Origin of the sequence: Paenibacillus sepulcri, assembly GCF_042647105.1 — a bacterium.
In the GTDB taxonomy this organism is placed as follows: Bacteria; Bacillota; Bacilli; order Paenibacillales; family Paenibacillaceae; genus Paenibacillus_Z; species Paenibacillus_Z sepulcri.
Genome location: NZ_JBHRUP010000001.1, coordinates 5,369,965 through 5,391,739, shown reverse-complemented (window position 1 = coordinate 5,391,739; position 21,775 = coordinate 5,369,965). Strand labels below are relative to the sequence as shown.

Sequence of the window (21,775 nt, the reverse complement as noted above, 5' to 3'; positions counted from 1 at the left end):
TGGTTATCCATGCCTTGTAAAGCGGATAACTTCACCTGCCACTGTATCCAGCGCAATATCTCCTTGCAGCGTCTCTTCCTTCATGTCTCTGACGCAAGCAGCCCCATTCTCCCACGGCGCGTATATGCGAAGCTTCCCGCCCGCCTCGCTTTGCACTTCAAGCCATTGCACAGCCCCGTCTTCCCATGCAGCGCTGACCAGAAATCCTCCTGCGGCGCGCAGGGTCCGGAATTCCGCGTATTGCTCTCCCGGCCAATTGGGGAACAGACGGAGTATGCCATTGTAGCTTTGCAGCAGACATTCATTAATCACGACCGGCAGGGCGGTATTCTCGAACCATATGCCCATGCGCGACATAAAATCGAAATTCAGCGTGTCTTTATAGCGGCCGCCGACCTGAAGCACCATATCCGTGCAGGTCCCGTTCGGCATCATGCAGTATTCGATTTGCCGCTTGAACTTCTCCAAATCCAGAATGCCGAGCCGGGCCCCCTGCAGATTTTGGAAAACAAGCTCGTTGCCGCCTTCGTTGCGGTGGTTGCGGTATGAATTGCAGGCGATCTCATAGATGTCTTCAGGCGAATGCAGCCCGTGATCCTCCCCCGGAAATACGGTGAACGCGCTGTTCGGGGTGTTGTACACCATTTCCGGATCCTCTCCCCGCACGGATACGAATACTTCCCCCCGCTCCTGCGACAGAGCTGTCGGATAATCGGGCAGATGCTCCAGAATATCCAGTACTTCGCCGATGAGCGCGGCTTCCTCGCCTTCAATATCCAGTGCCGCGCAGGCTTCTATATAGGCACGAAAGACGAATTTGAACAGCGTAATATCCGTCAGGCTGTCGGCATTATATTTGAATCCGGGCATCAATCCGTACAGCTCCGGAGGAACCGTCGGGAATATATGATAGCGGTCATCGCCCCACCGGGCGCCTCGGGCATCCGGGCGTTTCATATAATCCGCCATGAACAGTACGGCAAGCTTGATCGGCTCGAAGCCTTTATCCCGCAGAAACGCCTTATCCATCGTATAGACATAATGCCACCACAAGCTCTGCACCACCCACGGAGTCGTGCACATGACCCATCCGAAGGGAGGTCCGGCACTGGGATTGATCGCCATATCGACGGGAAAGGCCGAGACCGGATAGAAGGCGCCGCGCAGCCCGTAATAGTCCTCGGCCCATCTCCTGCTGACAGGCGTAATATGATGCACCATCTCCACATACGGCAGATGACGGTCCACATGATTGCTGGAAAAAGCCAGCCAGAACGGCTGCTGGGTATTGTAATCCAGATGGTAATCGCCATGCCAGGCGGAGCCGATAGTGTCATAGGTCCAGTTTGCGAACAATCCGGGACAAGTTGCCCCCTCTTTTACGCCGCATTGGAAGAAGTACAGGTTCCAGTACCAAATTTTCTCCAGTTCCTTGTCGCCAAGCAGAACGCCGGAACGGTTCCAGAAAGAAGCATAAGCCTCCCCGGTTCTATCGAAACAGGCAACCATCTCCCCCTCCCGGATGTCCCCGGAAAAGCCGGCCGAACAAGAAACCTGCACGTCCATTCCTTCTTCCAGGTCGACTGCCGCCAGGAATGGACCGTCGGGTTTTACCTTATACTCCAGCATATGCGCGCTATCTCCGCTCATATAATCGTCCAGATGCGTCGCTACAATGCCGCTGCGGGTCTCATTCTTCACCGACAACGGCGCAAGCGATCCGCCGGACAAGCCCAGTGTCAGGCGGAACGCCTTGTCCTTGCTGTGACGCTCCGTGCCGCTCTCCAGATAAGGGAGGAGCTGCCTCATGGACAGGAATGCCGCCTCCATATCCGCCGTACATCCGGCCGGAGGGAATTCCTGCGGTGTGGACGGATCGGGAATAAGCCGCACCCGGTCAAAAGGAGCGGCAATCGGCATTCCGGCTTCATTCACAAAGCTCATCCACAGCCGGTCCCGCGAAGCCTCGACAAAAATCCGGAGCGTTGCGGGAATGCCCTCCACCAGGAAGCGCACCTCGCATAAGCCGTTTGAAATATGAACCGTATGACCGAGCACCTCCGCTTTTCTGCGGTCATAGCCAAGCAAAACCGAACCGCAAGGCATCGGCCGGGGGTACGGGTTGTTATAGGTTTCTTTGAGCATCAGGCAGTATTCCCGGTACCATTCGTCCTCTACCAAGGATCCGATGTTATCGGGCAGCCGCTTCAATCTTTCGAATACTTCGCTGAATGTGCCAACCTTCCCCGCATCCTGTTCGGCGATTCTCTGATCCCATACGTTATTGTGGGAAAAATGAAGAATAACCGCATCGGGACGGGTCGTGACGACGACTCCCATGCCGCCGTTGCCGAGCAGAGCCCCGGAGAAAAAATCCGGCGCGATCCGGTTGCAGACGATCGGATGCAGGGCAGCCTGAACGGCTGGCGCAAAGGTGGAGCTTGATCTGGGTTCGACCATCATATTCGCCTCATATCCATGGAATATTGAATAAGAAGAAATAGCTTCGCCACCCTTCGGCGGTAAAGTCGGTTTCTTCTTTTAGTTGGAATGAAATAATCATTGCTACAAGATAAAGAAGAACGGGCTGGCGCCGTTCTTTAAGCGGCGACCAGCCAAGTTTCTTCTCTCGGAGCTTATGCTTGCGCAGTTTCGCGGAGCTTTATTTTTTGGTCATCGTATCGTACGCTTCCTGGTAAATCTCGATATACCGGGATAAATTCATGCTGTCCAGACGCTTGATGTAGGCGTCCCACTCCTTGTTCAGATCGGCGTCGCCGCTAATAAAGCGGGCATTCATCTCTCGGACCTGTCCATCGATTGTCGCTTTTAAATTGGCAATTTCATTGGACTGCTCGGTCGTAAAGTACAGCGGCGGAATGACATCCTGATCCGGTACCTTGAACGGCTCGTATTTCTGCGTTTCCTTATAGAGAATCGGCTCAACCGAAGCCTCCGGGTCTGTCACAGCCCAGCCAAGGCGGAATTCATTGGTTTCGTTCATCGGGAAGCTGTTATACCAGTTGATCCTCTGCGCTCCGCTTGTCGGGGTCACCGCCTGGAAGAGCGCCGGCTTGCCGTCAATGCCCAGCTGCCCTTCGTCAGCGTACTTCCATTCGATGCCTTCTCTTCCATATTTCCCGTTCAGCAGCACTTCCTGCGTATAGAAAGCATCTGCCCAACGCATGGCGACATCCGGATTCTTGGCGGCGTTCGTAATGATATAGCGTCCGCTGACAGCCGTATAAGGCGTATTGCTGGCAACCTGGAGACCGCTTGGCCCCTTAAGCGGCGGAACCGCCTTGTACTGCAGCCAGCGCCCGCTCTCCCCGTTGAACTGGGTGAAGTTGCCCATGTGAAAGGCTGCGGCGACTCCAAGTATCGGCACATCCGGGTTTTCGCCAATACGCTTCAGCTGGTCATTATCCATGGTGAAGGATTCAGGAGAAATCAGCCCTTCCTGGTACAGCTTGTGCAGGTAGGTCAAGCCTTCTTTCCATTCCGGCTTGTTGAAAGCCGCATCGATTTTGCCGTCTTGGAGCAGCAAGCCGAAGTTATCATGCGTTAGATTATCGTAAATGAATGCATTCATAACAAAGCTGTCTATATTGTTGCCCGGTGTCGCAATGGAGCCCGCAAACGGAATCTCATCCTGTTTTCCGTTGCCGTTCGGATCCTGCTCCTTGAATGCCTTCAGCACATTGTAGAATTCATCCGTTGTGGTCGGCATCTTCAAGCCCAATTTATCCAGCCAGGGCTGGTAAATCCACATTTTCTGGACAACCGTACAGTGGTAGCAATCGCTGACATACGGAAGCGAATAGATTTTACCGTCTGAAGCGGTAGCAACTTGCTTGATCAAGGGATTCGCTTCGAACATCTTCTTTGTCTCGGTGCCATATTTATCGATCAGGTCCGACAGTTCAAGGAAAACCCCATCCTGTCCGTAAATCATCTGCTGGGCCGCGGGCACGTTGAAGTTCATAATAACGTCGGGCAGATCGCCCCCGGCAAGCGTCAAATTCAATTTGTCCTGCGCGTTCATTGGGGGAACGACTTCCCATTCCACATGGACATTCGTTTTTTCTTCGTACCATTTGGTGAATTCGTTATCATCGAACGACTCCACGTTGGCGTCGCCCATAACCATCACTTTTAATGTCGTTTTTTCTTTTACAATCGGAAATTCGCCCGCCGCTGTCGCGACGTTAGCGCTTTCACCTGTTCCGTTATCCGATCCCGCCGGCTGATTCGCCGCATTATTGCTGCTGTTTGTATTGCTTGAACATCCGGCAAGAATAACGGCCAGGCACAGCAAAGCCAGAATTCCGGACATGACGACCTTTTTCATGTTACACGCTCCTATGATGAGAGAAATGGATGCCTTGTGGCAGTTAATGTTTACTTGATGACGAGCCCGCTTTCAATGAATCAGCCTTTCAACGATCCGATCATAATGCCTTTGACAAAAAACTTCTGGACAAACGGGTAAATCAGCAGCAGCGGCGCGGAGGATACCACGATCAGCGAATACTTCAACAGCTCCCGCAGTCCTTCTCTTTGCGCAGCCTGCTCCACATCTGTCAGCATGTTAAGATCCACCTGGTTCTGCACGAGAATTTCCCTCAGCACAATTTGCAGCGGATATAAATCCCGGTCCTTCAAATAGATTAACGCGTTGAAATACTGATTCCATTGGCTCACCGCATAAAACAGCGTAATAACGGCGAGGATTGGACCTGAAAGCGGTATCACGATCTTCCATAAAAACTTCAGATCGCTGCAGCCGTCCAGATGCGCCGCTTCCAGCATTTCAGTCGGTAGAGTCGTCTGGAAATAAGTCCGGGTAATAATCATATTCCAGACGGATAGCGCGGTCGGCAGAAGCATCGCCCACCTTGTATCCGTCAAGCCCAAATCCTGAACGAGCAGATAGGTTGGGATGAGTCCTCCGGTGAACATCATCGTAAAGACGAACAGAAACATAAAGTAATTTCTCCCGACAAAATCATGCCGTGACAGCGGATATGCAGCCAATACCGTAAGTATGACATTGATGGAGGTGCCTGCGACCGTATAAATAATGGAATTTGTGAACCCTGTCGTAATCATGCTGTTCTTGAAAATCGCCTTGTAGCCTTCCAGATTGGGCTCCACCGGCCACAGCCAGACGCGTCCCGAGATGACCGCATTGGAGGAGCTGAAGGATGCGCTCACAATATAGATAAGCGGGTAAAGCACGAGCAGCGCCATGAATGCCAGAAACACATAATTCACAATGGAGAACAAACGGTCACCCCATGATTGCTGCGAAAACTTGTATTCCATGTTATCGCCTTCCTATTCCTACCATAAGCTGGTTTGTCCGACTTTCTTGGCAATCTTGTTTACAGTGAGCAGCAGAACCAGACCAATGAAGGATTTAAATAATCCGATTGCCGTCGAATAATCGTAATTGGGCACCATGGACGTCAATCCCTGCTTGTACACATAGGTGTCTATGACTTCCGAGGTTCTCATATTAAGCGGGTTTTGCATCAGCAGCACCTTCTCGAATCCGACATCCAGAACATGGCCCGTATTCAAAATAAACAGCGTGATCGCGATCGGCAGAATGCCCGGCAGATCGATATACCAAATTCTTTGCAGCTTGGTCGCCCCGTCTACAATGCCCGCCTCATGCTGGGACGGATCGATGCCCGTCAGTGCGGCAATATAGATGATGCAGTTGAAGCCGATCGTCTGCCAGATGTCCGATGCGACATAGATCGTCTTGAAATAACCCGGCGTTCCCATGAAATTAATGGCGTCGCCTCCGAACCAGCCGATAATGATATTGATTATACCGGTTCTGGGCGCCAGGAACTGCAGCATGATCCCGATCAGCACCACCACCGAAATAAAATAGGGGGCGAATGTAATCATCTGCACCGATTTTTTAAAGGATCGGTTGCCGACATAATTCAGGCTCAATGCGAAAATAATGGGCAGCGGGAATCCTGCAAGCAGCGTGTAAAGACTCAATCCGACCGTGTTCTTCAGAATTCTCGTAAATTCATAGGAATGAAAGAATTCCTTGAAATGGGCGAAGCCAACCCACTCGCTTCCCATAATCCCTTTGGACACGGAGAAGTCCTTGAACGCAATTTGCGCCCCGTACATGGGGCCGTATTTGAAAATAATAATGTAAATGACAGGCAGTAAGATAAGCAGATACAGCTGCCATACCTTGGCCATTTGCTTGAATGTATGTTTTCCCGTTGCCTTCATGCCGGTCATTGCAATAACCCCTCCCTCCTCTTAAGCGGATATGACCCTCCTGTTTGCTGCCTTAGCTGCTGTCGTCGGCCGTGACAACCAAAGTATAGAAAAACGGGTAGAGCATCCGCAAGATGAATGTGCCAAGGAATGTGCACCGGAATAGATTGGAGCAAATGTGCAGCAAACCGGGATGGTGCAGCATTTTATAACCCCTGCCGCATGAAGATAAACTTCTGCCGGGAAATATGCAATTGCTATGGAGATAGGGATTTTGCCTTTTATCCGGGCATTTCACGCGTATAATAGTGGCGTAAATCATTTCATCCGAAAAGGAGATGCGACACAGATGATCAACAGGCAGGCTCTCGTTGGACGCCATCATCCCGTTATACAAGGCTTTGACAAAAACGCTTCGCTCTCGGTCGGCAATGGAAACTATGCCTTCACGGTCGATGCCACCGGCCTTCAGTCGTTTCCGGCGCTTTATGCGGACGGCGGCGTTCCCCTAGGCCATCTCTCCAACTGGGCCTGGCATACCTTGCCCAATCCGGAAGGCTACCGCATGGATCATTATCCGCTTACTTATTACAACACGTTCAATGGACGAAGCGTCGGCTTCCCTTATTCGCCCCGCGGCCAGCGGAGCGCCGAATACAATTGGCTTCAAGCCAACCCGCACCGGCTGCAGCTTGGAGAGATCGGCTTCCGGATCTCACTGCCTTCCGGCGCCGAAGCCGCAAGCGGGGATCTGACCGATATGCGGCAGGAGCTGGATCTGTGGTCCGGGAAAATTACCAGCCGCTTCAGCGCAGCCAGGCTCCGGACGGTCGTGGAGACCTGCTGCCATCCGGATATGGATCTGATCGCCGTACGCATCGGCTCGGAGCTGATTGCAGATGGCGCGCTGCGCATCGCTTTCCGTTTCCCTTACGCAAGCGGAGCCTTCTCCGGCAGCCCGGTGTGGGATGAACCGGACGCGCATCAAACGGAGATTGAAGCGCAGTCGCCTTCTTCTATCCGTCTTCGCCGGACGCTTGATGCGGATGTCCATTATATGACGGCGGCCTGGTCCGGCGGCTCATTCGTCCGCGATTCAGCGAATCCGCATCAGTTCCTGCTTACGCCGTCCGCGGAGGATCATGGCGGCGAATTCGAGCTTTGCTTCCGCTTCGGGCTTGAAGCCAACGAAGACCCGCTGCCTGCCTTCGGGGAGACAGAGACTGCCTGCCGCAGCCATTGGGAGTCGTTCTGGAGCAGCGGAGCTGCCGTGGAGCTGGCGGGGAGCGCGGACACGCGGGCGCATGAGCTGGAGCGGCGCATCGTATTGTCCCAATATTTGACCGCGATCCAGTCGTCCGGGTCGCTGCCTCCCCAGGAATCCGGCCTTACGCATAACAGCTGGTACGGGAAATTCCATTTGGAGATGCATTGGTGGCATTCTGTTCATTTTGCATTATGGAACCGGACGGAGCTCCTGGAAAATAACATGGGCTGGTACAGTGATATCCTGCCGCAAGCGAAGGCGCTGGCCGCTTCGCAGGGCTACAACGGTGCCAGATGGCCCAAATGCATCGCTCCCGATGGAGTTAACGGCCCCTGCTACATTGAACCTTTTCTAATTTGGCAGCAGCCCCATCCGATCTATTATGCCGAGCTTATCTATAGGAGCGGAGGCGGAGACGGGGTACTTGCGCGCTACCGTGAAATCGTACTGGAATCCGCCGCTTTCATGGCCTCTTTTGCGGAGTGGGATGAGGAGCATAGCCGCTACGTGCTTGGTCCGCCGGTTGCTCCCGCCCAGGAGATTTACGACCATGCCGTCACCTTCAATCCGTCCTTTGAGCTGAGCTATTGGGCATTCGGGTTATCGGTCGCAAATATGTGGAGAGAGCGGCTTGGCCTGCCCAGGGACGAGAATTGGGATCATATTCTGCAGCATCTGTCCAGACTGCCGGTAGTGGATGGAGTATATACAGCGGCCGAAACCGCACCGGATACCTTCCGGGACAAAACGGGCGTTGTCGACCACCCGACCATGCTGGCACCACTCGGTATGCTTCCGGGACTGATGGTTGACCATGAAACGATGAGACTTACGCTTCATGAGGTCTGGAAGAACTGGAACTGGGATCATACATGGGGATGGGATTATCCGATGACTGCCATGACTGCCGCCAGACTTGGCGAAGGCCGATTGGCTGTCGAAGCTCTATTAATGGAACGGGGGAAAAACAGCTATCTTCCCAACGGGCATAATTATCAGAGGCCGGATCTGTCCGTCTATCTGCCTGGCAATGGCGGCCTGCTGACCGCTGTCGCCATGATGGCTTCAGGCTGGGAGGACGGGCCGGATACGCATGCTCCCGGGTTTCCGCAGGACGGGTCATGGACCGTCCGCTGCGAAGGATTTGTCAGGATGCTCTAGCCGCGATAGCAGCAGGGTTGCCGCCAAGGATCCATGGACAGACATGGACAACCACAAGAGGCGGCTGCGGATTGAATCGCTTCCGGGCGCGGCTCGAGCAACGAGCGGGGCGGTCATTGCCCTGAAGCTTCATGTGATGAATTTGCCTCCCAGGCAGCAGGTTAGGATCGCCCCCTTTCGCAAGCAGTTTTATACGATTCTGCAGGAGCGGGGAGGATCCTTTTTCTTTTAACACCGGCATGAAGGCTGCCCCTGCAGAAATATACTGCTTGGCCTTTCGAATCTCTGAGCGGTTATCCGTGACGCTCATTTGTTCGAACCATGGAATAAGCTCCTCTTCCAGCCAAACGATCAGACGCTCGCAGGTGCCGAAACGCGGAGATGGGAGCAGTTCATTGGCTTGGAGTCCATAAGCTTTTGTTTCCAGATGCTTGATGAATGCGTCTACGGCCTCCATAAGCCGCTGCGGATGAATGCTTCTGGTCTGCAGGATCTTTTTTATTTGCAGCATTGGTTGATCCTGCTGCATATCATCTCGTCCTGCCGCAATCAGTGCTGCTGAAAGGCGGAAGTCAACTCCAACAGCCGGGTTTCGTCATACTGGGGCGACGGCCGGGAGTAACCACTCTTCCGTTTCCAATCTGAAATATCGGGCCTTGTGAGCATTAACCTAAGGCGCTGTAACCTAAGGCGCTGTCGGCGAATCGTTTAAATATTCATCGCAATTGCGGTTCAGCCCCAGACCGTTCATTACATAGGGACGAACAATGTCTACAAGTAAATCGGCTCGATTATTTTCCCCAACAATTAACCAATAATGCGCTGCGCCATAGATCGCTGCGCCTGTCATGGCCGAAATGATCTTTATATGATGGCGGTCTGCTATATGATGGTTATCCCCTTGCACAAAAATGCCTTCTATTATTTGCTGCAACATCTTTTTTACCTTTTCATCCACAAGCTTAGCAATAGATTGGGAATCCATTCTGCATATCTGATAAAAATATACGATGTAGCGGTGTGTCAGCAAGACCAGCTGACTGCATATTTCATCTGTAAACTCCCGCGCATTCACCACTTGTTCAGGAATCATCTCGCGAAAAGCCTGTTCTGTAATTTCCTCCATCAAAGCATATTTATCTTCATAATGGGCATATAAGGTGGCGCGGTTAATAGTGGCTCTCTGTGCAATATCTTTTATGGTTATTGCATCAAATCCTTTATTCTGCAACAACTCTCTGAATGCTTCCCTAATTAACTGTCGTGTCCGTAAAACTCTTGGATCCTCCTGATTTACCATATCTATATCCCCCTTCTTAAACATCAAATATCAAAATTTGTTGTCTATGCAACGTTTTGCTTACTCTGCCGGTTGAAATCCTCATCATGCCGTACTATTATCGTATCAGACAGATGTTGTTTAAACAACTGTGACTAGTTAGTTGAAAGGAAGGACAACATTGAACATCAAACAACATAGACTTTTGATAGTTAACGCCGGTGTGAATCGTGGATGATCGGTTACTTCCAGGATTCCCGGGTGCAGGCGGAGATATCAAAGAAGATGTTCTATACGCCCAATTCGGTTCCAAAACTCACCAAGGAACCTTTTTTGGTGAAATAAATGGACAAACGACCGAAAGAGTGAAGGAGCTTGCCAAAATATTTGAAACAGCGGATTTGCATTATGAAATACAGAAGGACATTCAAGCATTCCATGTTTCGCATGCTGCGCTCGCTGCAGTCAACAAGCATTTCTATACGATGGCCCAGTTAACATAGTAGAAACAGCGGCAGTTGAAAAATCAACGTATGTTCAATTTAAGAGGAGGCATAATCATGAAAGCTATTGCTTTGACAAGCTTTGGAATCCCCGAAGTGCTAGAGGAACTGGAAGTGCCGATTCCCGCACTCACCGACACACAGGTTCTCGTCGAAATGCGCGCCTCTTCCATCAATCCCGCAGATATTCTATTTCGCAGCGGCGCGATTCTTCAGAGTCCGATGGCCGATAAATTTCCGGATCAATTTCAATTGCCGCTTGTTCTTGGTAATGAAGCAGCCGGCATCGTGAAAGAGGTTGGCGAAAAAGTGCGTCATTTCAAGCCGGGGGATCGTGTCATGGGCATGGTTCAGAGGGGTTCCTACATGGACTATGTTGCGGTGGAGGAAGATCTTCTTGCCGTTATCCCTGAGAGTCTTTCCTTCGAAGAGGCAGGCGCCGCACCTACGGTTGCCCTGACAGCTTGGCAAGCGCTGTTTGAGCATGGCCGTCTTCAACCGGGACAACGCATCCTTGTTCAAGCCGGCGCCGGAGGCGTGGGACATGCGGCTGTCCAGTTGGCCAAGCAGCATGGAGCATATGTTATCGCAACCGCGAGGGACTATAATCATGATTTCGTCAAAGGACTCGGTGCGGACGAGGTGTTCGACTACACGAAAGTCGACATTGCCACCCAAATAACAGATCCTGTTGATATCGTATTGGATTCCGCTATGGACCCATCCACTTTCGGTACCGGGTTACCGGGAGAAATCGGAAAGAAGAACTACTCGGTCATCAGGGATGGCGGAACCTATATTTCAGTGGTGGCATTCGCGATCAATCAATATCCGAAGGTCCGCGATATTGACGCACGTTTCTTCCAGGCAAGACCTAACCGTACCGATTTTGAATCCATTGTTCGCCATATGAAAGAGAATAAATTGAGTATCCATATTGATGAGATCTATCCCTTTACTGCTCAAGGCCTTCTTCAGGCGTATCGCAAAAGCGAAGAGTCGCCGAAACGGGGAAAAATCGTCATATCGAAAAACATGGGATAAACTTCTTGCTTGGTGAGATGGGATGTCTCAAAAGTAAGTTTGCGCACTTGACGGATAGCTTGCCTGATCAAATCAAGTTGCAAAAATAAAGCAATGGCGGTGCTGGGTCCCCCCTGCACCGCCATTGCCGGTTTCCGCCTTCTCCGATAAATGACAAGACCCACCCGACAAATGATACGCGTCAATCAGACTCGAACCTTCTCGAATAGAATGCACGATGACCGGAAGCGCCAACAACCCCTGCATAAGCTTTACCTAAAGCTCCAGCTCAATCAGCGCTTCCGAGCTTTGCACCCTGCGGTTGTTCCATTCCACTGTCACATTCCAGCAGGCTTCGTTGCGGATGGACACGATGCGGGCAGCTTCTCTTTCTTCCAGATGGATATCGAATTCCGCCTCGCCGATCACCAGCCGCTCCATTGAACAGCGTTTGCCCTTCCAGGCCGAGGGAAGCTGCGGCTTCACCGCAAGCTCCTTGCGGGCGGCAGCCGGGTTGATCCCGAAGAAATGGCGCACGACCGGAACCGCCACCGCATAGATCGTCCACGCCTGAACCACGCAGCCATAGTCCGGCGACATCTCGGAGAGGGAACCCGGCAGCACATAAGAGAAGCTCCTGAACATTCTCTCCAGCAAATCCAGCGCCGCGTCCGGATTGCCGCTTGCTGCCTCCGCAACAGCATGAACCCCTGTCGAAATTGTCATTGTGCCCTGCTGATAGATGCCGGACAAATAAGTACCGTATTCACCGATAAACGTGTCATTGCGCATATGATCAAGCGCCAGCTGCGCTTTGGCCGGATCGGCGATCCCGGTCTCCATCGGCGTGACAATAACCCAGTTCTTGTTCAGCAGCCAGCCGCGGTCCTCCGCCTCATCCTCCACATCGTCAAGCAGCCCTGTCAAGTATTCGCGATATCCGGTAATTCCTTGCTCTTGGGCTAGCGCTGTCATGTAATCGAGCTTCGGCTCAATCTCCTTTTTGGGCGCAACCGCATCGGCAAACAGTCCTTCCGATTCCATCCAGAACCGCTCGTTTATGGCGGCCGCGCTTCTCTTCGCCAGGAGGCTATAGCGGTGATGACCTTCTTCATCCTGCAGCCAGCGGCTCATCTCCGTCATGGCCTGCAGCGCTTTGGCCGTATAGACGGCGCTGTCGATCAGCTCCATGTTGAGCCCGGCTATTTCAATGATTCCATAGCCGGATGGGAATAAATCGCCGTCGGGGTCCATTTCACCGAGCAGCCAATCTATGCCTTTTACGCAATAATCATAATGCCTGCGCAGCAGCGCCTCATCTCCGGTCCAAAGAAATAAGTCCCATACGAACGCGATATAGTGTGCGGTTTCCTGCGTATTTCCGGGATTGGACACGGCGCCCATGGTCGTGGCCTCATGGATGAAGCGCCCATTGCCGTTCACTTCTTCGGACTTGCGCAGCAGCAAATCCAGCGTCTCCTTGGCGAGCCGGTGATCGCCGATCGCCAGCACCCCCTGAAGGGAATAAGTATTGTCGCAGCCGAACCACCATGGATAAGTCGGTCCTCCTGCCGTAAGTCCGCGTCCGATGCCGTCCACCTGCTGAATGAGCCATTGATTATTCCATTTGACCCAGGTGAAGATATCGTTGAACACAGCTTCTCCTTCTATCGTAAGCTGAGCCCGCCGGGCCACGTTGTCATAAGCGCTTTGCTTATCGCTTAGCATGCGTTCATGATCATGCTCCAGGCTGCGGTAGGTCTCCTGGCAGGATTCGGCAGAGGCATAGGAACCGGCGACAAACAAATGGAACTCGAATTCCCCCTCCGCAGGGATGATGATCTCCGCGCTGAATTTGATGCCGCAGCCATTGCCGGCTGTAAACTCCGGACCGTAAATATCCGGCCGGCATTCCATCCCGTCCCCCGGCAGGTCCGTACCGATCATCGCATACCAATCGTGGCTGCTGTCCTTCACCAGCACCTCCCGGCTGCCGAGCTGCACCGCTTCATCCTGAACGCCGTCATGGATACCGATTTCATCGGAGAACCACACCGGCCGCAGATCGGTGCGCGCCAGCAGCTCCAGCTTCAGCCGGAGCTCTCCTTGTCTTGTATGATGAAGCTTGTATCCGGCAACCATGCCTTTCGCAAGCTCCGGCGCAAATTGGGTACGTTTGATATTCAGCGGAATATGGCTCAGACCGTGGCCATAGTCAAATGTGCTGCCCCAGGATTCATTCGTGAAGGCATCCGCTCTGGACCACACAGAGATGCTCCTGTCCATGTCCGTCACTTTGAGCCAGAAGCCGTCCAGCAGCTTGATGGGATGAAGCCATACCCCGCCCATCTCATTGGCGACATGATGCCCGAAATCGGGAAAATAGCCATCCTGCGTCCCGCAGATTTTCACATATTCGCCTGCATTATAATAGAGATTGAATGGATGTTTGCTCGTTGTATTGATCATAATGATGCCTCCTTAAGCGGCATTATCTAACCCTTCACGGCAGAAGAGATAGAGATGCCTTCTATGAAATATTTCTGCGCCACGAAGAATACAACGAGCGCCGGCAGCATAATGAGAATCGTCGCGGCCATCAGCATATTCCACTCGATGTTGTACATGCCCTTGAACATGGACAGTCCGAGCGCCAGCGTATATTTATCATTGGAATTCAAATAAATAAGCGGACCCTGAAAATCATTCCACACGCCCATAAAGGTAAAGATCGCTACCGCGATGAGCGGCGGCTTGGAGAGCGGAATCATGATTCTGGTGAAAATCTGCCATCTTTTGGCTCCATCCACGAAAGCGGACTCATCCAGCTCCCGCGGAATTCCGCGCATAAACTGCCGAATCAGGAAGATGTTGAACGCTCCGCCCCCGAAGAAAGCCGGCAGAATAAGCGGCAGGAACGAATCCGAGAATCCCGCCTCCTTGAACATGAGAAAAGTAGGAATCATCGTCACCTGGCTTGGCAGCATCATGGTCGCAAGCAGAACGAGGAACAGCGTGCGTTTCCCTTTGAAATTAAAGCGGGCAAAGCCATATGCGCTGACCGCCGCCGACAGGACGGTTCCGATCATGACCGGCACGAGGATAATCAGCGTATTGCGGAGAAACAAAAAAAACGGGATGGCCGTTATCGCATCCGCATAATTGGACCACAGCCATTTTTTCGGAAAGAATTGGGTGCCAAACACTTCGGCCGGCGTCTTCAGCGACGTAGACAATGTCCACAGCATCGGCACCAGCACCACAGCCGACCCGGCAAGGAGCAGAACCAGAGCAAGAAGCCGCAGCGGGTTGAATTTATTGAGCAGCATGATATTATCCCCTTTCTAGTCTCGTTGATCGTCGCCCTGATAGTGGACCCAGAGGGAGGAACTGCGAATGACCAGCATCGTGAAAACCATAATAATCAGGAACAAAATCCAGGAGAGCGCCGACGCGTAGCCCATATCGAATTCCTTGAACGCTTTGTTATACAAATACAGATTATAGAACAGCGTCGAGTTGAGCGGACCGCCTTCGGTCATGACGAACGCCTGGGTGAAATATTGAAATCCTCCTATAATCCCCATAATCACATTAAAGAACACCGTAGGCGAGATGAGCGGTAGTGTAATGCCGAAGAACCGGCGGAAGGGACCGGCGCCATCCAGCTCAGCAGCTTCATACAAATCCTCGGGAACGCCCTGCAAACCGGACAAATATATAATGACCGTATTGCCAATGCCCCACAGCCCCATTACAATCAATGCCCCCAGCGCATAGCTTGGATCCTGCAGCCATGCTGGACCCTGTATCCCAAACCAGGCCAATGCCTGATTCAATATTCCATACTCCGGATTGAAAATCATGACCCACATCATGGAGATTGCGACTGCAGGAATGACGGACGGCATGAAGAAGACAAGCCGGAACACCTTCATCCCCCGCGAACGCATATTCAGCAGTACCGCAACCAGAATGGACATGATCTGAAAGAGCGGCACGGAAACCAAGGCGAAAATAAAGGTAACCTTCAAAGATTGGTAGAACAAATCGTCATGAAATATAGCTTTAAAGTTATCCCAGCCGACGAATTGGATCGATTCCACACCGGTAATGACATCCCACTTACTGAAAGAAAGCACCAGCGAGAAGATCATCGGACCAAGCGTGAAAATCACAAGCCCGAGCAGCCACGGGAGAATAAACAGATATCCTGTGCGTTCAGATTTGGCGTTATTCATAATGACCTCCTTGATAAAAGAAGGTGAAGCGCGAACAACGCTTCACCCTTCGCCTATTTTATTTTGAACACGAATTTATTTAATTTTGGCATCCACATTTTTGGCTGCTTCATCCAAAGCGGCCTTCATATCCTGGCGGCCCAGCAGCACTTTTTCGAGTGCCTGCGTGAATTCATCCTTGAACAGCGGACCGTTGCCTGAGCGCATGGTCACCGGTTTCTGGGCGTAATCCATCATCTCAATGACTGCCTTGTCGGCTTGCTCCGCCGATTTGACCGCTTCCAATTCCGTAACCGTTGCCGGCAGCACCAGACCGTCTTTGGAACGCAGCTTCTGGGCATCCGTGCCGGACAGCCATTTCACAAGCTCGTAAGCTTCCTGCTTATGTTTGCTTTTGGAATTGACCGCCCAGCCTGCGGCAGCGATAATGCCGGCGCGTGTTCCGTCTGCACCGGTAGGGATAAGCGCTGATCCATATTCCACATCCGACTTGTCGAGATCGGATTTGACCCAGCGGCCGGTAATCATCATGGCCAGCTTGCCGGTCATGAACATCGAGGAGTCTCCGCCCAGCGTTTGTGTATCCTGAGGCGTCGGCGATACGCGGTTCTCGCCTTTGGAGAGCGCTACATATTTCTCCATCGCGGCAACCGTTTTCTCGCCATTCATAAAGCCTTCAGCTTTTGAACCGTCTTCATTGGCAATGTCCGTGCCGTTCGCCCACAAATACGTATAGATCGGATATTCCCATGTGCCTGCATTAAATCCGAACTGCGTGAATTTGCCATTCTCCTGCTTGGTCAGCTTTTGGGCTGCCTGGGTCATGTCATCCCAGGTCCAGTCCGCACTCGGATATTCGATTTTAGCATCGTCAAACAGCTTTTTGTTGTACCACAAGGCCAGCGGATTGAAATCTTTGGGCAGATAATACAGCTTGCCGTCCAATTTCTCCATGTCGATCAGGCTCTTCTGGAAAATGTTGATATCGAATGCATCATCCTTGGCGATATAATCGTCCAGAGGCTCAATTACCCCTTTGTCCACAAAAGAACGGAAATCCCCTTCTCCGACGAGAAATACGTCAGGCGCGGTGCCGCCGGCAAGCGACGCAGTCAGCTTCGTGCCATAGCCGTCGCCGGGTACCGGCTCGAATTTGACTTCAATATTGGGATGCGCCGCATTGAATTCGTCAGCCAGCGTCTGCTCGTTGGCGCCGCTGTTTACATCTCCCCAGAGGGTAAAGGTCAGCTTCACTTTCTCGGCGCTGCTTCCGGAGCCCTCTCCGTTTCCGGCATTGGAGCTGTTTCCGCCCGAAGAGCAGGCAGAAAGCAGCAGGGTTAAAATCAGGACGGAAACCAGACTCAATAATCCTTTTTTCTTCATAATGAATAACATCCCCTTAAAATATAGTATATATAGCTCGGAAAGCTAAAGCCCCTCCATGATTCAAGCGGCTCTCCCTTTCCGGTATTACCTGAAGGTTCCCATTTACAGGATGTTCAACTGATATCCGGTTTCATTCGCCATGACCCGAACCTGTGGAACATCGCTTCCCGCTTCACGCATAATCAGCAGGTGAAGGTGGCCATCGCCGATATGAAGGCGTTTGATCTCAAGCACATTCATGCCCGCCAGGAGCGCGGGCTTCAGCGTAATCCGCTTCTCCAGCGCATCCGGCACAATTCCCAGCAGAGCCTGAACAAATGCCAGCGATGTGCCGGCTGCCCATGCCTGGGGCGAACAGGCGACCGGATAGGGAACGGGCTGCCCCAGCGATTCGCCATACCCGCAGAACAGCTCAGGCAGACGGGCATACTCAAATGATTGCGATGCCTTGAGCAGCCCTTCCATTACGGTGAGCGCTTCGCTCTGAAAACCATTGCAGCTCATGCCGATTATACTGAGCGAGTTGTCATGCGGCCATATGCTGCCGTCATGATAGCTCATCGGGTTGTAGCCCGAAGCGTCTGTGCTCATCGTGCGGATGCCGTATCCGCTGAACATATCGCCGGCTACCAGACGCCCGGCAACCGCCCGCGCCCGTTCAGGCGAAGCAATGCCGCTCATCAGGATGTGGCCTGCGTTGGAGGCAACGGAATGCACCTGACGCTTCGCGCCGTCAAGAGCAATGGCGTAGAACTGCTCATCCTCCATCCAGAACTGCTGCTCGAACCTCTCCTTGAGACGGGCCGCCTCGCTTTCAAGCCGGTCAGCGCGCTCAGCGCTTCCGAAGCTGCGGAACAGCGGGGCAAGTCTTGTTTTCGCCTGGTAGACGTAGCCCTGGACTTCAACCAGGGCAATGGGGGCCTTCGCATATTCACCGTCGGCATGGACGATAGAGTCCGCAGAATCCTTCCAGCCTTGGTTGGCGATGCCCTTGGACGATTTCTGGACATATTCGACGAAGAGATCGCCGTCCTCATCGCCATAGCGGTCGATCCATTCCAGTGCGGCATCCACATTCGGCATCAGCTGCCGGATCAATGCGGCATCTCCCGTCCAATGGAAGTACTCGGCAGCCAGCAGCAGGAATAACGGCGTAGCGTCAATCGTGCCATAGTAAGGCGTAAAAGGCACCTGATTCGTCCCCGCCAGCTCGCCATAGCGGATTTCATGCATGATTTTCCCTGGCTGTTCGTCCCGCCACTCATCCACCTTCGTTCCCTGATAAGAAGCCATCGTCAGCAGCGTTCCTTTGGCGATTTCCGGATTCAGCGGAAGCATCTGCAGCGCTGCAATCAGGCTGTCTCGTCCGAACGGCACCGCGAACAGCGGAAGACCGGCGACGGGAAACGGCCCGTGTCCGAGATCGGTCAGCAGCACCCGCAAATCCTGCAAACTGCGGTCAATGAGATTGTTAAATGCCGGCAGGTCGCTGTGGATGGAGGTGGAGCTGACGTTCCAGTCCCCGTAGGACGCATTCAGCTTCGCAAGAGCTTCCGGCGCTTCGTGCAGCGTGGGCTCCGCTCCATCGATCACAGGCATGACGACAAAAGAGATTTCAGTCGATTCCGCATGGGATAATCCGATCCGGAAATGAACGGTCCCGTCGGCGTCCACCACATTCTCGGGACCTTTCCAGCGGATTCGGGTTTCTCTGGTTACGCGGTCCGCGCCCATGTACGAAATCGTGCGCTCTCCCGGACCGGAATGACGGCCGGTAACCGTTCCAAGCTCCCCATACTGAAAACCCCGTATAACGAACATATCTGCAAAATCCGCATCCATCCGAACAGAAAATTCAAAATCGACTGGTTTTGGATAATAACTGGTAATCCGAAACGTTTCGTAGAGAACTCCGCCGTAAATAAAGCGCTCTCTTACGATTTCTACTGATTCTCGCCATAAAATCAGTTCTCCATCCTGCTCCATATGCGGATTCGTCAGCCGGATAACAGCGACGAAGTTTTCATCGGCCGATGAGGAAAGAAGGATTGGTTTTTGCCCATTTACAAAAATGTCCAGATGGCTTAAAAAGCGCGTATCCGATGTGTACAGGCCGTTTCCGCTCTCTGGCGAAATATTGCCGAGCTTGTCGGTAATCAGAAATAAATTGTTCTCTTTGATAACACGGTAATCCAATTTAAAACCTCATTTCTCTTGTTGTCATGATGCCATTGCAACTCCGAAACGTTTCGGATTTTAACCAAAAAAATATCTCCTTTCGACGGAGACCTTTCCGAAACGATTCGGATCGACTATACTTAGTATTATAAATTGCCTTGTAAGCATTTACAACAGTTTTTTAAAGTTCATTTCACAATCCGCGATCTACCCGCCTAATATATTTTTGCCGAAGGAGAATCCTATATTGGTTACCATTAAAGATATCGCTAGAGCCGCTCAAGTTTCCATTACCACCGTTTCGCGCGCGTTAAACGGTTACAGTGACGTAAACGAGGAAACACGCAAGAAAATTGTGGCGGTAGCCGACCGGCTTGGCTACAGCCCCAACATAGCGGCGCGCTCGCTTATTTCCAAGAAATCAAAAACGATCGGGCTGCTGCTCTCCAATGTGACCAGAGACAGCTCCAAGGACAACATCGCTTTCGAGGTGCTCTGCGGCATGAACGACCGTGCCGGGGAACTGGATTACGATCTGGTGCTGTTCAGCACAACGCCGCAGAAGCAGAAAACCAAATCCTATAAGAAGCTTTGCAATGAAAGAGGCGTCGACGGCGTCATAATCATGGGCATCCGCCTCGACGATCCTTATCTCGAGGAAATCGTATCCTCGGAAATTCCATGCGTTCTCATTGACATTCCGCTGAAGGGCCCCAATGTGGGCTACGTAACTTCAGATAATGTGAAAGGCGCCTGCACGGCTATGGTCCATTTGCTGGAGAATGGCCACCGCCATATCGGGATGATTAACGGGCATACACAGGCAGACGTCAGCCGACACCGGCTGAGAGGGTATATCGATGCGCTTGCAAGCTACGGCATCCCGTACAACGAATCTTACGTGATGGACGGTTCCTTCTCCGAGGCTGCCGCCAAAGAAGCGATGTACCGCATGCATTCGCTCTATCCGGAGCTGACGGCGGTATTTTGCGCAAGCGATCTGATGGCCCTTGGAGCGATACAAGCCGTCAAAGGCTTGGGACGGAGCGTGCCGGAGCATATCTCTATCGTCGGATTCGACAACATCGACATAGCGGCATACCATACGCCCGCCATTACAACCGTCAATCAGCATAAATACGAGACCGGCTATCAAGCTGCCCAGCTGCTGGTTGATCTGCTGGAGGGACGCAATGTCAACCGCTATATTGTGCTTAATACGGAGCTCGTGAAGCGCGATAGCGTGCGGACTATTCTTTGAGGGTATGTGAAGAATACTGGCTGTTCAGGAGGTCAATCACCGGCCTGCTAGACTCCCCGCCCGCCACGTAAACCGTCTTCCCTTGCCCCTATATGACAAAGAAGCTGTCTTTGAGTTGGAACAACCTCAAGAAACAGCTTCTTTGTTAGCGTTAATTCCTCAGCCTGATCCCAGACAAAGGGGCGATCTTCCCTGTTTATCAACAGGTCCGGCAGCCTGAACGGCCGCAAAGCGTTCTTTATTCGTCGAAGCCGATGGATTCACTAAGATGGCGCCACTTGGCGTCAGCCTCGAGCCGGGCCTGCCCGACGGTTTCCGCTAAGGCGACGGCGTCGCTTCCGAGCAGCAGACGCAGCGGCGGTTCATCGAGCTCCGTGATGCCGATGATAACCTTCGCAGCCTTGACGGGGTCGCCCGGTGCTTGTCCGCCGTGTCCGGTGAACATCCGCACCAATGCGCCGACGGTCTGATCGTACGGCTCGCTGATCGGCGGAATGGTCATGGAAGAACCTGCCCAGTCGGTGCGCAGCCCGCCTGGCTCGATAATGGTTACCTTGATTCCGAACGGGGCGATTTCCTGAGCCAGAACCTCGGAGAAGCCCTCCACGGCCCATTTTGCACTCTGGTATGCCGCCAAGCCGACCGTCCCGATACGTCCGCCGATGGAAGAAACCTGGATGATATGGCCGAAACCCTGCTCCCGCAAAATCGGCACAGCCGCCTTGGTAACGTAGACGACCCCGTAGAAATTCGTATCAATCTGAGCCCGAAAATCGCTCAGGGTAACGTCTTCGATGGAAGCCACATCGCCGTAGCCCGCATTATTAACGACAACATCCAGCCGGCGAAACACGGCGGCAGCTTCCTTCACCACAGCTTGTACCGCCTCCGGATCCGTGACGTCGAGCGCAAGCGGGTGGATCTGCCCGCCGTAACGGTCAACCAGATCGGCCAGCTGCTCGGGGTTGCGGGCAGTCGCAATCAGTCTGTCACCTTTCTTCAATATCTCTTCAGCCAATCTGCGGCCCAAACCACGGGAGCTTCCTGTTACCAGCCATACTTTTTGTTCAGACATGGGTTCATTCTCCTCTTCTTTAGTCCAATATAGTTATTTGCAGAAAACCAATAGTATGTGCATCTTCTTCCTATACCTTGCAGCAAATAAACTGTAATATTAAATGAACGTACACTTATAATATTTAAAAAGATCGCCATCAT

16 protein-coding genes are annotated in these 21,775 nt (G+C 52.4%); 4 read left to right on the top strand and 12 right to left on the bottom strand.

All coding sequences use genetic code 11. The annotated features are described in order from the left end of the window. Window positions 1–3: 3 nt before the first annotated feature. The 4 genes from ACFOLF_RS23715 to ACFOLF_RS23700 all read right to left on the bottom strand — a co-directional run bounded on the left by ACFOLF_RS23715 (window position 4) and on the right by ACFOLF_RS23700 (window position 6,279). Window positions 4–2,463: a glycosyl hydrolase family 95 catalytic domain-containing protein gene (locus ACFOLF_RS23715; protein ID WP_210038869.1), complete on the bottom strand. Its 2,460-nt coding sequence runs from the start codon at window positions 2,461–2,463 to the stop codon at window positions 4–6. A 199-nt stretch (window positions 2,464–2,662) separates the two neighbouring features. Further along, complete coding sequence (locus tag ACFOLF_RS23710) at window positions 2,663–4,351, bottom strand: ABC transporter substrate-binding protein (protein WP_210038868.1); 1,689 nt, start codon at window positions 4,349–4,351, stop codon at window positions 2,663–2,665. An 80-nt stretch (window positions 4,352–4,431) separates the two neighbouring features. Continuing rightward, window positions 4,432–5,328: a carbohydrate ABC transporter permease gene (locus tag ACFOLF_RS23705; RefSeq protein ID WP_210038867.1), complete on the bottom strand. Its 897-nt coding sequence runs from the start codon at window positions 5,326–5,328 to the stop codon at window positions 4,432–4,434. An 18-nt stretch (window positions 5,329–5,346) separates the two neighbouring features. Continuing rightward, complete coding sequence (locus tag ACFOLF_RS23700) at window positions 5,347–6,279, bottom strand: ABC transporter permease (protein ID WP_379113529.1); 933 nt, start codon at window positions 6,277–6,279, stop codon at window positions 5,347–5,349. A 328-nt stretch (window positions 6,280–6,607) separates the two neighbouring features. Between ACFOLF_RS23700 and ACFOLF_RS23695 the strand changes: the two genes are divergently transcribed. Continuing rightward, the gene (locus ACFOLF_RS23695) at window positions 6,608–8,686 is read left to right on the top strand and encodes a glycoside hydrolase family 65 (protein ID WP_210038866.1); all 2,079 of its coding nucleotides are present in this window, start codon (window positions 6,608–6,610) and stop codon (window positions 8,684–8,686) included. Here the strand turns inward: ACFOLF_RS23695 and ACFOLF_RS23690 are convergent. Together ACFOLF_RS23690 and ACFOLF_RS23685 are read right to left on the bottom strand one after the other, a co-directional pair. Further along, the gene (locus ACFOLF_RS23690) at window positions 8,673–9,197 is read right to left on the bottom strand and encodes a hypothetical protein (protein WP_210038865.1); all 525 of its coding nucleotides are present in this window, start codon (window positions 9,195–9,197) and stop codon (window positions 8,673–8,675) included. The genes ACFOLF_RS23695 and ACFOLF_RS23690 overlap by 14 nt on opposite strands. Before the next feature lie 174 nt (window positions 9,198–9,371). Beyond that, window positions 9,372–9,986 carry a TetR/AcrR family transcriptional regulator gene (locus ACFOLF_RS23685; RefSeq protein WP_210038864.1) on the bottom strand — a complete coding sequence of 205 codons (615 nt, stop codon included), beginning with the start codon at window positions 9,984–9,986 and terminating at the stop codon, window positions 9,372–9,374. 209 nt (window positions 9,987–10,195) lie between these two features. Between ACFOLF_RS23685 and ACFOLF_RS23680 the strand changes: the two genes are divergently transcribed. Further along, a complete protein-coding gene (locus ACFOLF_RS23680) occupies window positions 10,196–10,468 on the top strand; it encodes a hypothetical protein (RefSeq protein ID WP_379113527.1) in 273 nt (90 codons plus the stop codon). A 57-nt stretch (window positions 10,469–10,525) separates the two neighbouring features. Next, on the top strand, window positions 10,526–11,512 hold the full coding sequence (locus ACFOLF_RS23675; protein ID WP_210038863.1) for an NADP-dependent oxidoreductase: 987 nt from the start codon (window positions 10,526–10,528) through the stop codon (window positions 11,510–11,512). 255 nt (window positions 11,513–11,767) lie between these two features. Here ACFOLF_RS23675 and ACFOLF_RS23670 read toward each other — a convergent pair whose 3' ends face one another. The 5 genes from ACFOLF_RS23670 to ACFOLF_RS23650 all read right to left on the bottom strand — a co-directional run bounded on the left by ACFOLF_RS23670 (window position 11,768) and on the right by ACFOLF_RS23650 (window position 19,314). After that, complete coding sequence (locus ACFOLF_RS23670; protein WP_210038862.1) at window positions 11,768–13,960, bottom strand: alpha-L-rhamnosidase-related protein; 2,193 nt, start codon at window positions 13,958–13,960, stop codon at window positions 11,768–11,770. A 26-nt stretch (window positions 13,961–13,986) separates the two neighbouring features. Beyond that, the gene (locus ACFOLF_RS23665; RefSeq protein ID WP_210038861.1) at window positions 13,987–14,820 is read right to left on the bottom strand and encodes a carbohydrate ABC transporter permease; all 834 of its coding nucleotides are present in this window, start codon (window positions 14,818–14,820) and stop codon (window positions 13,987–13,989) included. A gap of 15 nt (window positions 14,821–14,835) precedes the next feature. Beyond that, window positions 14,836–15,732, bottom strand: a complete 897-nt coding sequence (locus tag ACFOLF_RS23660) for a carbohydrate ABC transporter permease (RefSeq protein ID WP_210038860.1) — start codon at window positions 15,730–15,732, stop codon at window positions 14,836–14,838. Window positions 15,733–15,807: 75 nt separating this feature from the next. Beyond that, on the bottom strand, window positions 15,808–17,115 hold the full coding sequence (locus tag ACFOLF_RS23655; protein WP_210038859.1) for an ABC transporter substrate-binding protein: 1,308 nt from the start codon (window positions 17,113–17,115) through the stop codon (window positions 15,808–15,810). A 105-nt stretch (window positions 17,116–17,220) separates the two neighbouring features. Beyond that, a complete protein-coding gene (locus ACFOLF_RS23650; protein WP_210038858.1) occupies window positions 17,221–19,314 on the bottom strand; it encodes an amylo-alpha-1,6-glucosidase in 2,094 nt (697 codons plus the stop codon). 229 nt (window positions 19,315–19,543) lie between these two features. Between ACFOLF_RS23650 and ACFOLF_RS23645 the strand changes: the two genes are divergently transcribed. Then, a complete protein-coding gene (locus tag ACFOLF_RS23645; protein ID WP_210038857.1) occupies window positions 19,544–20,557 on the top strand; it encodes a LacI family DNA-binding transcriptional regulator in 1,014 nt (337 codons plus the stop codon). A 238-nt stretch (window positions 20,558–20,795) separates the two neighbouring features. On the opposite strand, the gene ACFOLF_RS23640 is transcribed toward ACFOLF_RS23645, so the two are convergent. After that, entirely contained in the window at window positions 20,796–21,632 is an 837-nt protein-coding gene (locus ACFOLF_RS23640; RefSeq protein ID WP_210038856.1) for an oxidoreductase, read from the bottom strand. Window positions 21,633–21,775 lie beyond the last annotated feature (143 nt).

What these genes read in the sequence shown, in the direction of transcription:
- ACFOLF_RS23715 (WP_210038869.1), bottom strand. Translation starts at nt 2,463, where the DNA reads ATGATGGTCGAACCCAGATCAAGCTCCACCTTTGCGCCAGCCGTTCAG.
- ACFOLF_RS23710 (WP_210038868.1), bottom strand. Translation starts at nt 4,351, where the DNA reads ATGAAAAAGGTCGTCATGTCCGGAATTCTGGCTTTGCTGTGCCTGGCC.
- ACFOLF_RS23705 (WP_210038867.1), bottom strand. Translation starts at nt 5,328, where the DNA reads ATGGAATACAAGTTTTCGCAGCAATCATGGGGTGACCGTTTGTTCTCC.
- ACFOLF_RS23700 (WP_379113529.1), bottom strand. Translation starts at nt 6,279, where the DNA reads ATGACCGGCATGAAGGCAACGGGAAAACATACATTCAAGCAAATGGCC.
- ACFOLF_RS23695 (WP_210038866.1), top strand. Translation starts at nt 6,608, where the DNA reads ATGATCAACAGGCAGGCTCTCGTTGGACGCCATCATCCCGTTATACAA.
- ACFOLF_RS23690 (WP_210038865.1), bottom strand. Translation starts at nt 9,197, where the DNA reads ATGCTGCAAATAAAAAAGATCCTGCAGACCAGAAGCATTCATCCGCAG.
- ACFOLF_RS23685 (WP_210038864.1), bottom strand. Translation starts at nt 9,986, where the DNA reads ATGGTAAATCAGGAGGATCCAAGAGTTTTACGGACACGACAGTTAATT.
- ACFOLF_RS23675 (WP_210038863.1), top strand. Translation starts at nt 10,526, where the DNA reads ATGAAAGCTATTGCTTTGACAAGCTTTGGAATCCCCGAAGTGCTAGAG.
- ACFOLF_RS23670 (WP_210038862.1), bottom strand. Translation starts at nt 13,960, where the DNA reads ATGATCAATACAACGAGCAAACATCCATTCAATCTCTATTATAATGCA.
- ACFOLF_RS23665 (WP_210038861.1), bottom strand. Translation starts at nt 14,820, where the DNA reads ATGCTGCTCAATAAATTCAACCCGCTGCGGCTTCTTGCTCTGGTTCTG.
- ACFOLF_RS23660 (WP_210038860.1), bottom strand. Translation starts at nt 15,732, where the DNA reads ATGAATAACGCCAAATCTGAACGCACAGGATATCTGTTTATTCTCCCG.
- ACFOLF_RS23655 (WP_210038859.1), bottom strand. Translation starts at nt 17,115, where the DNA reads ATGAAGAAAAAAGGATTATTGAGTCTGGTTTCCGTCCTGATTTTAACC.
- ACFOLF_RS23640 (WP_210038856.1), bottom strand. Translation starts at nt 21,632, where the DNA reads ATGTCTGAACAAAAAGTATGGCTGGTAACAGGAAGCTCCCGTGGTTTG.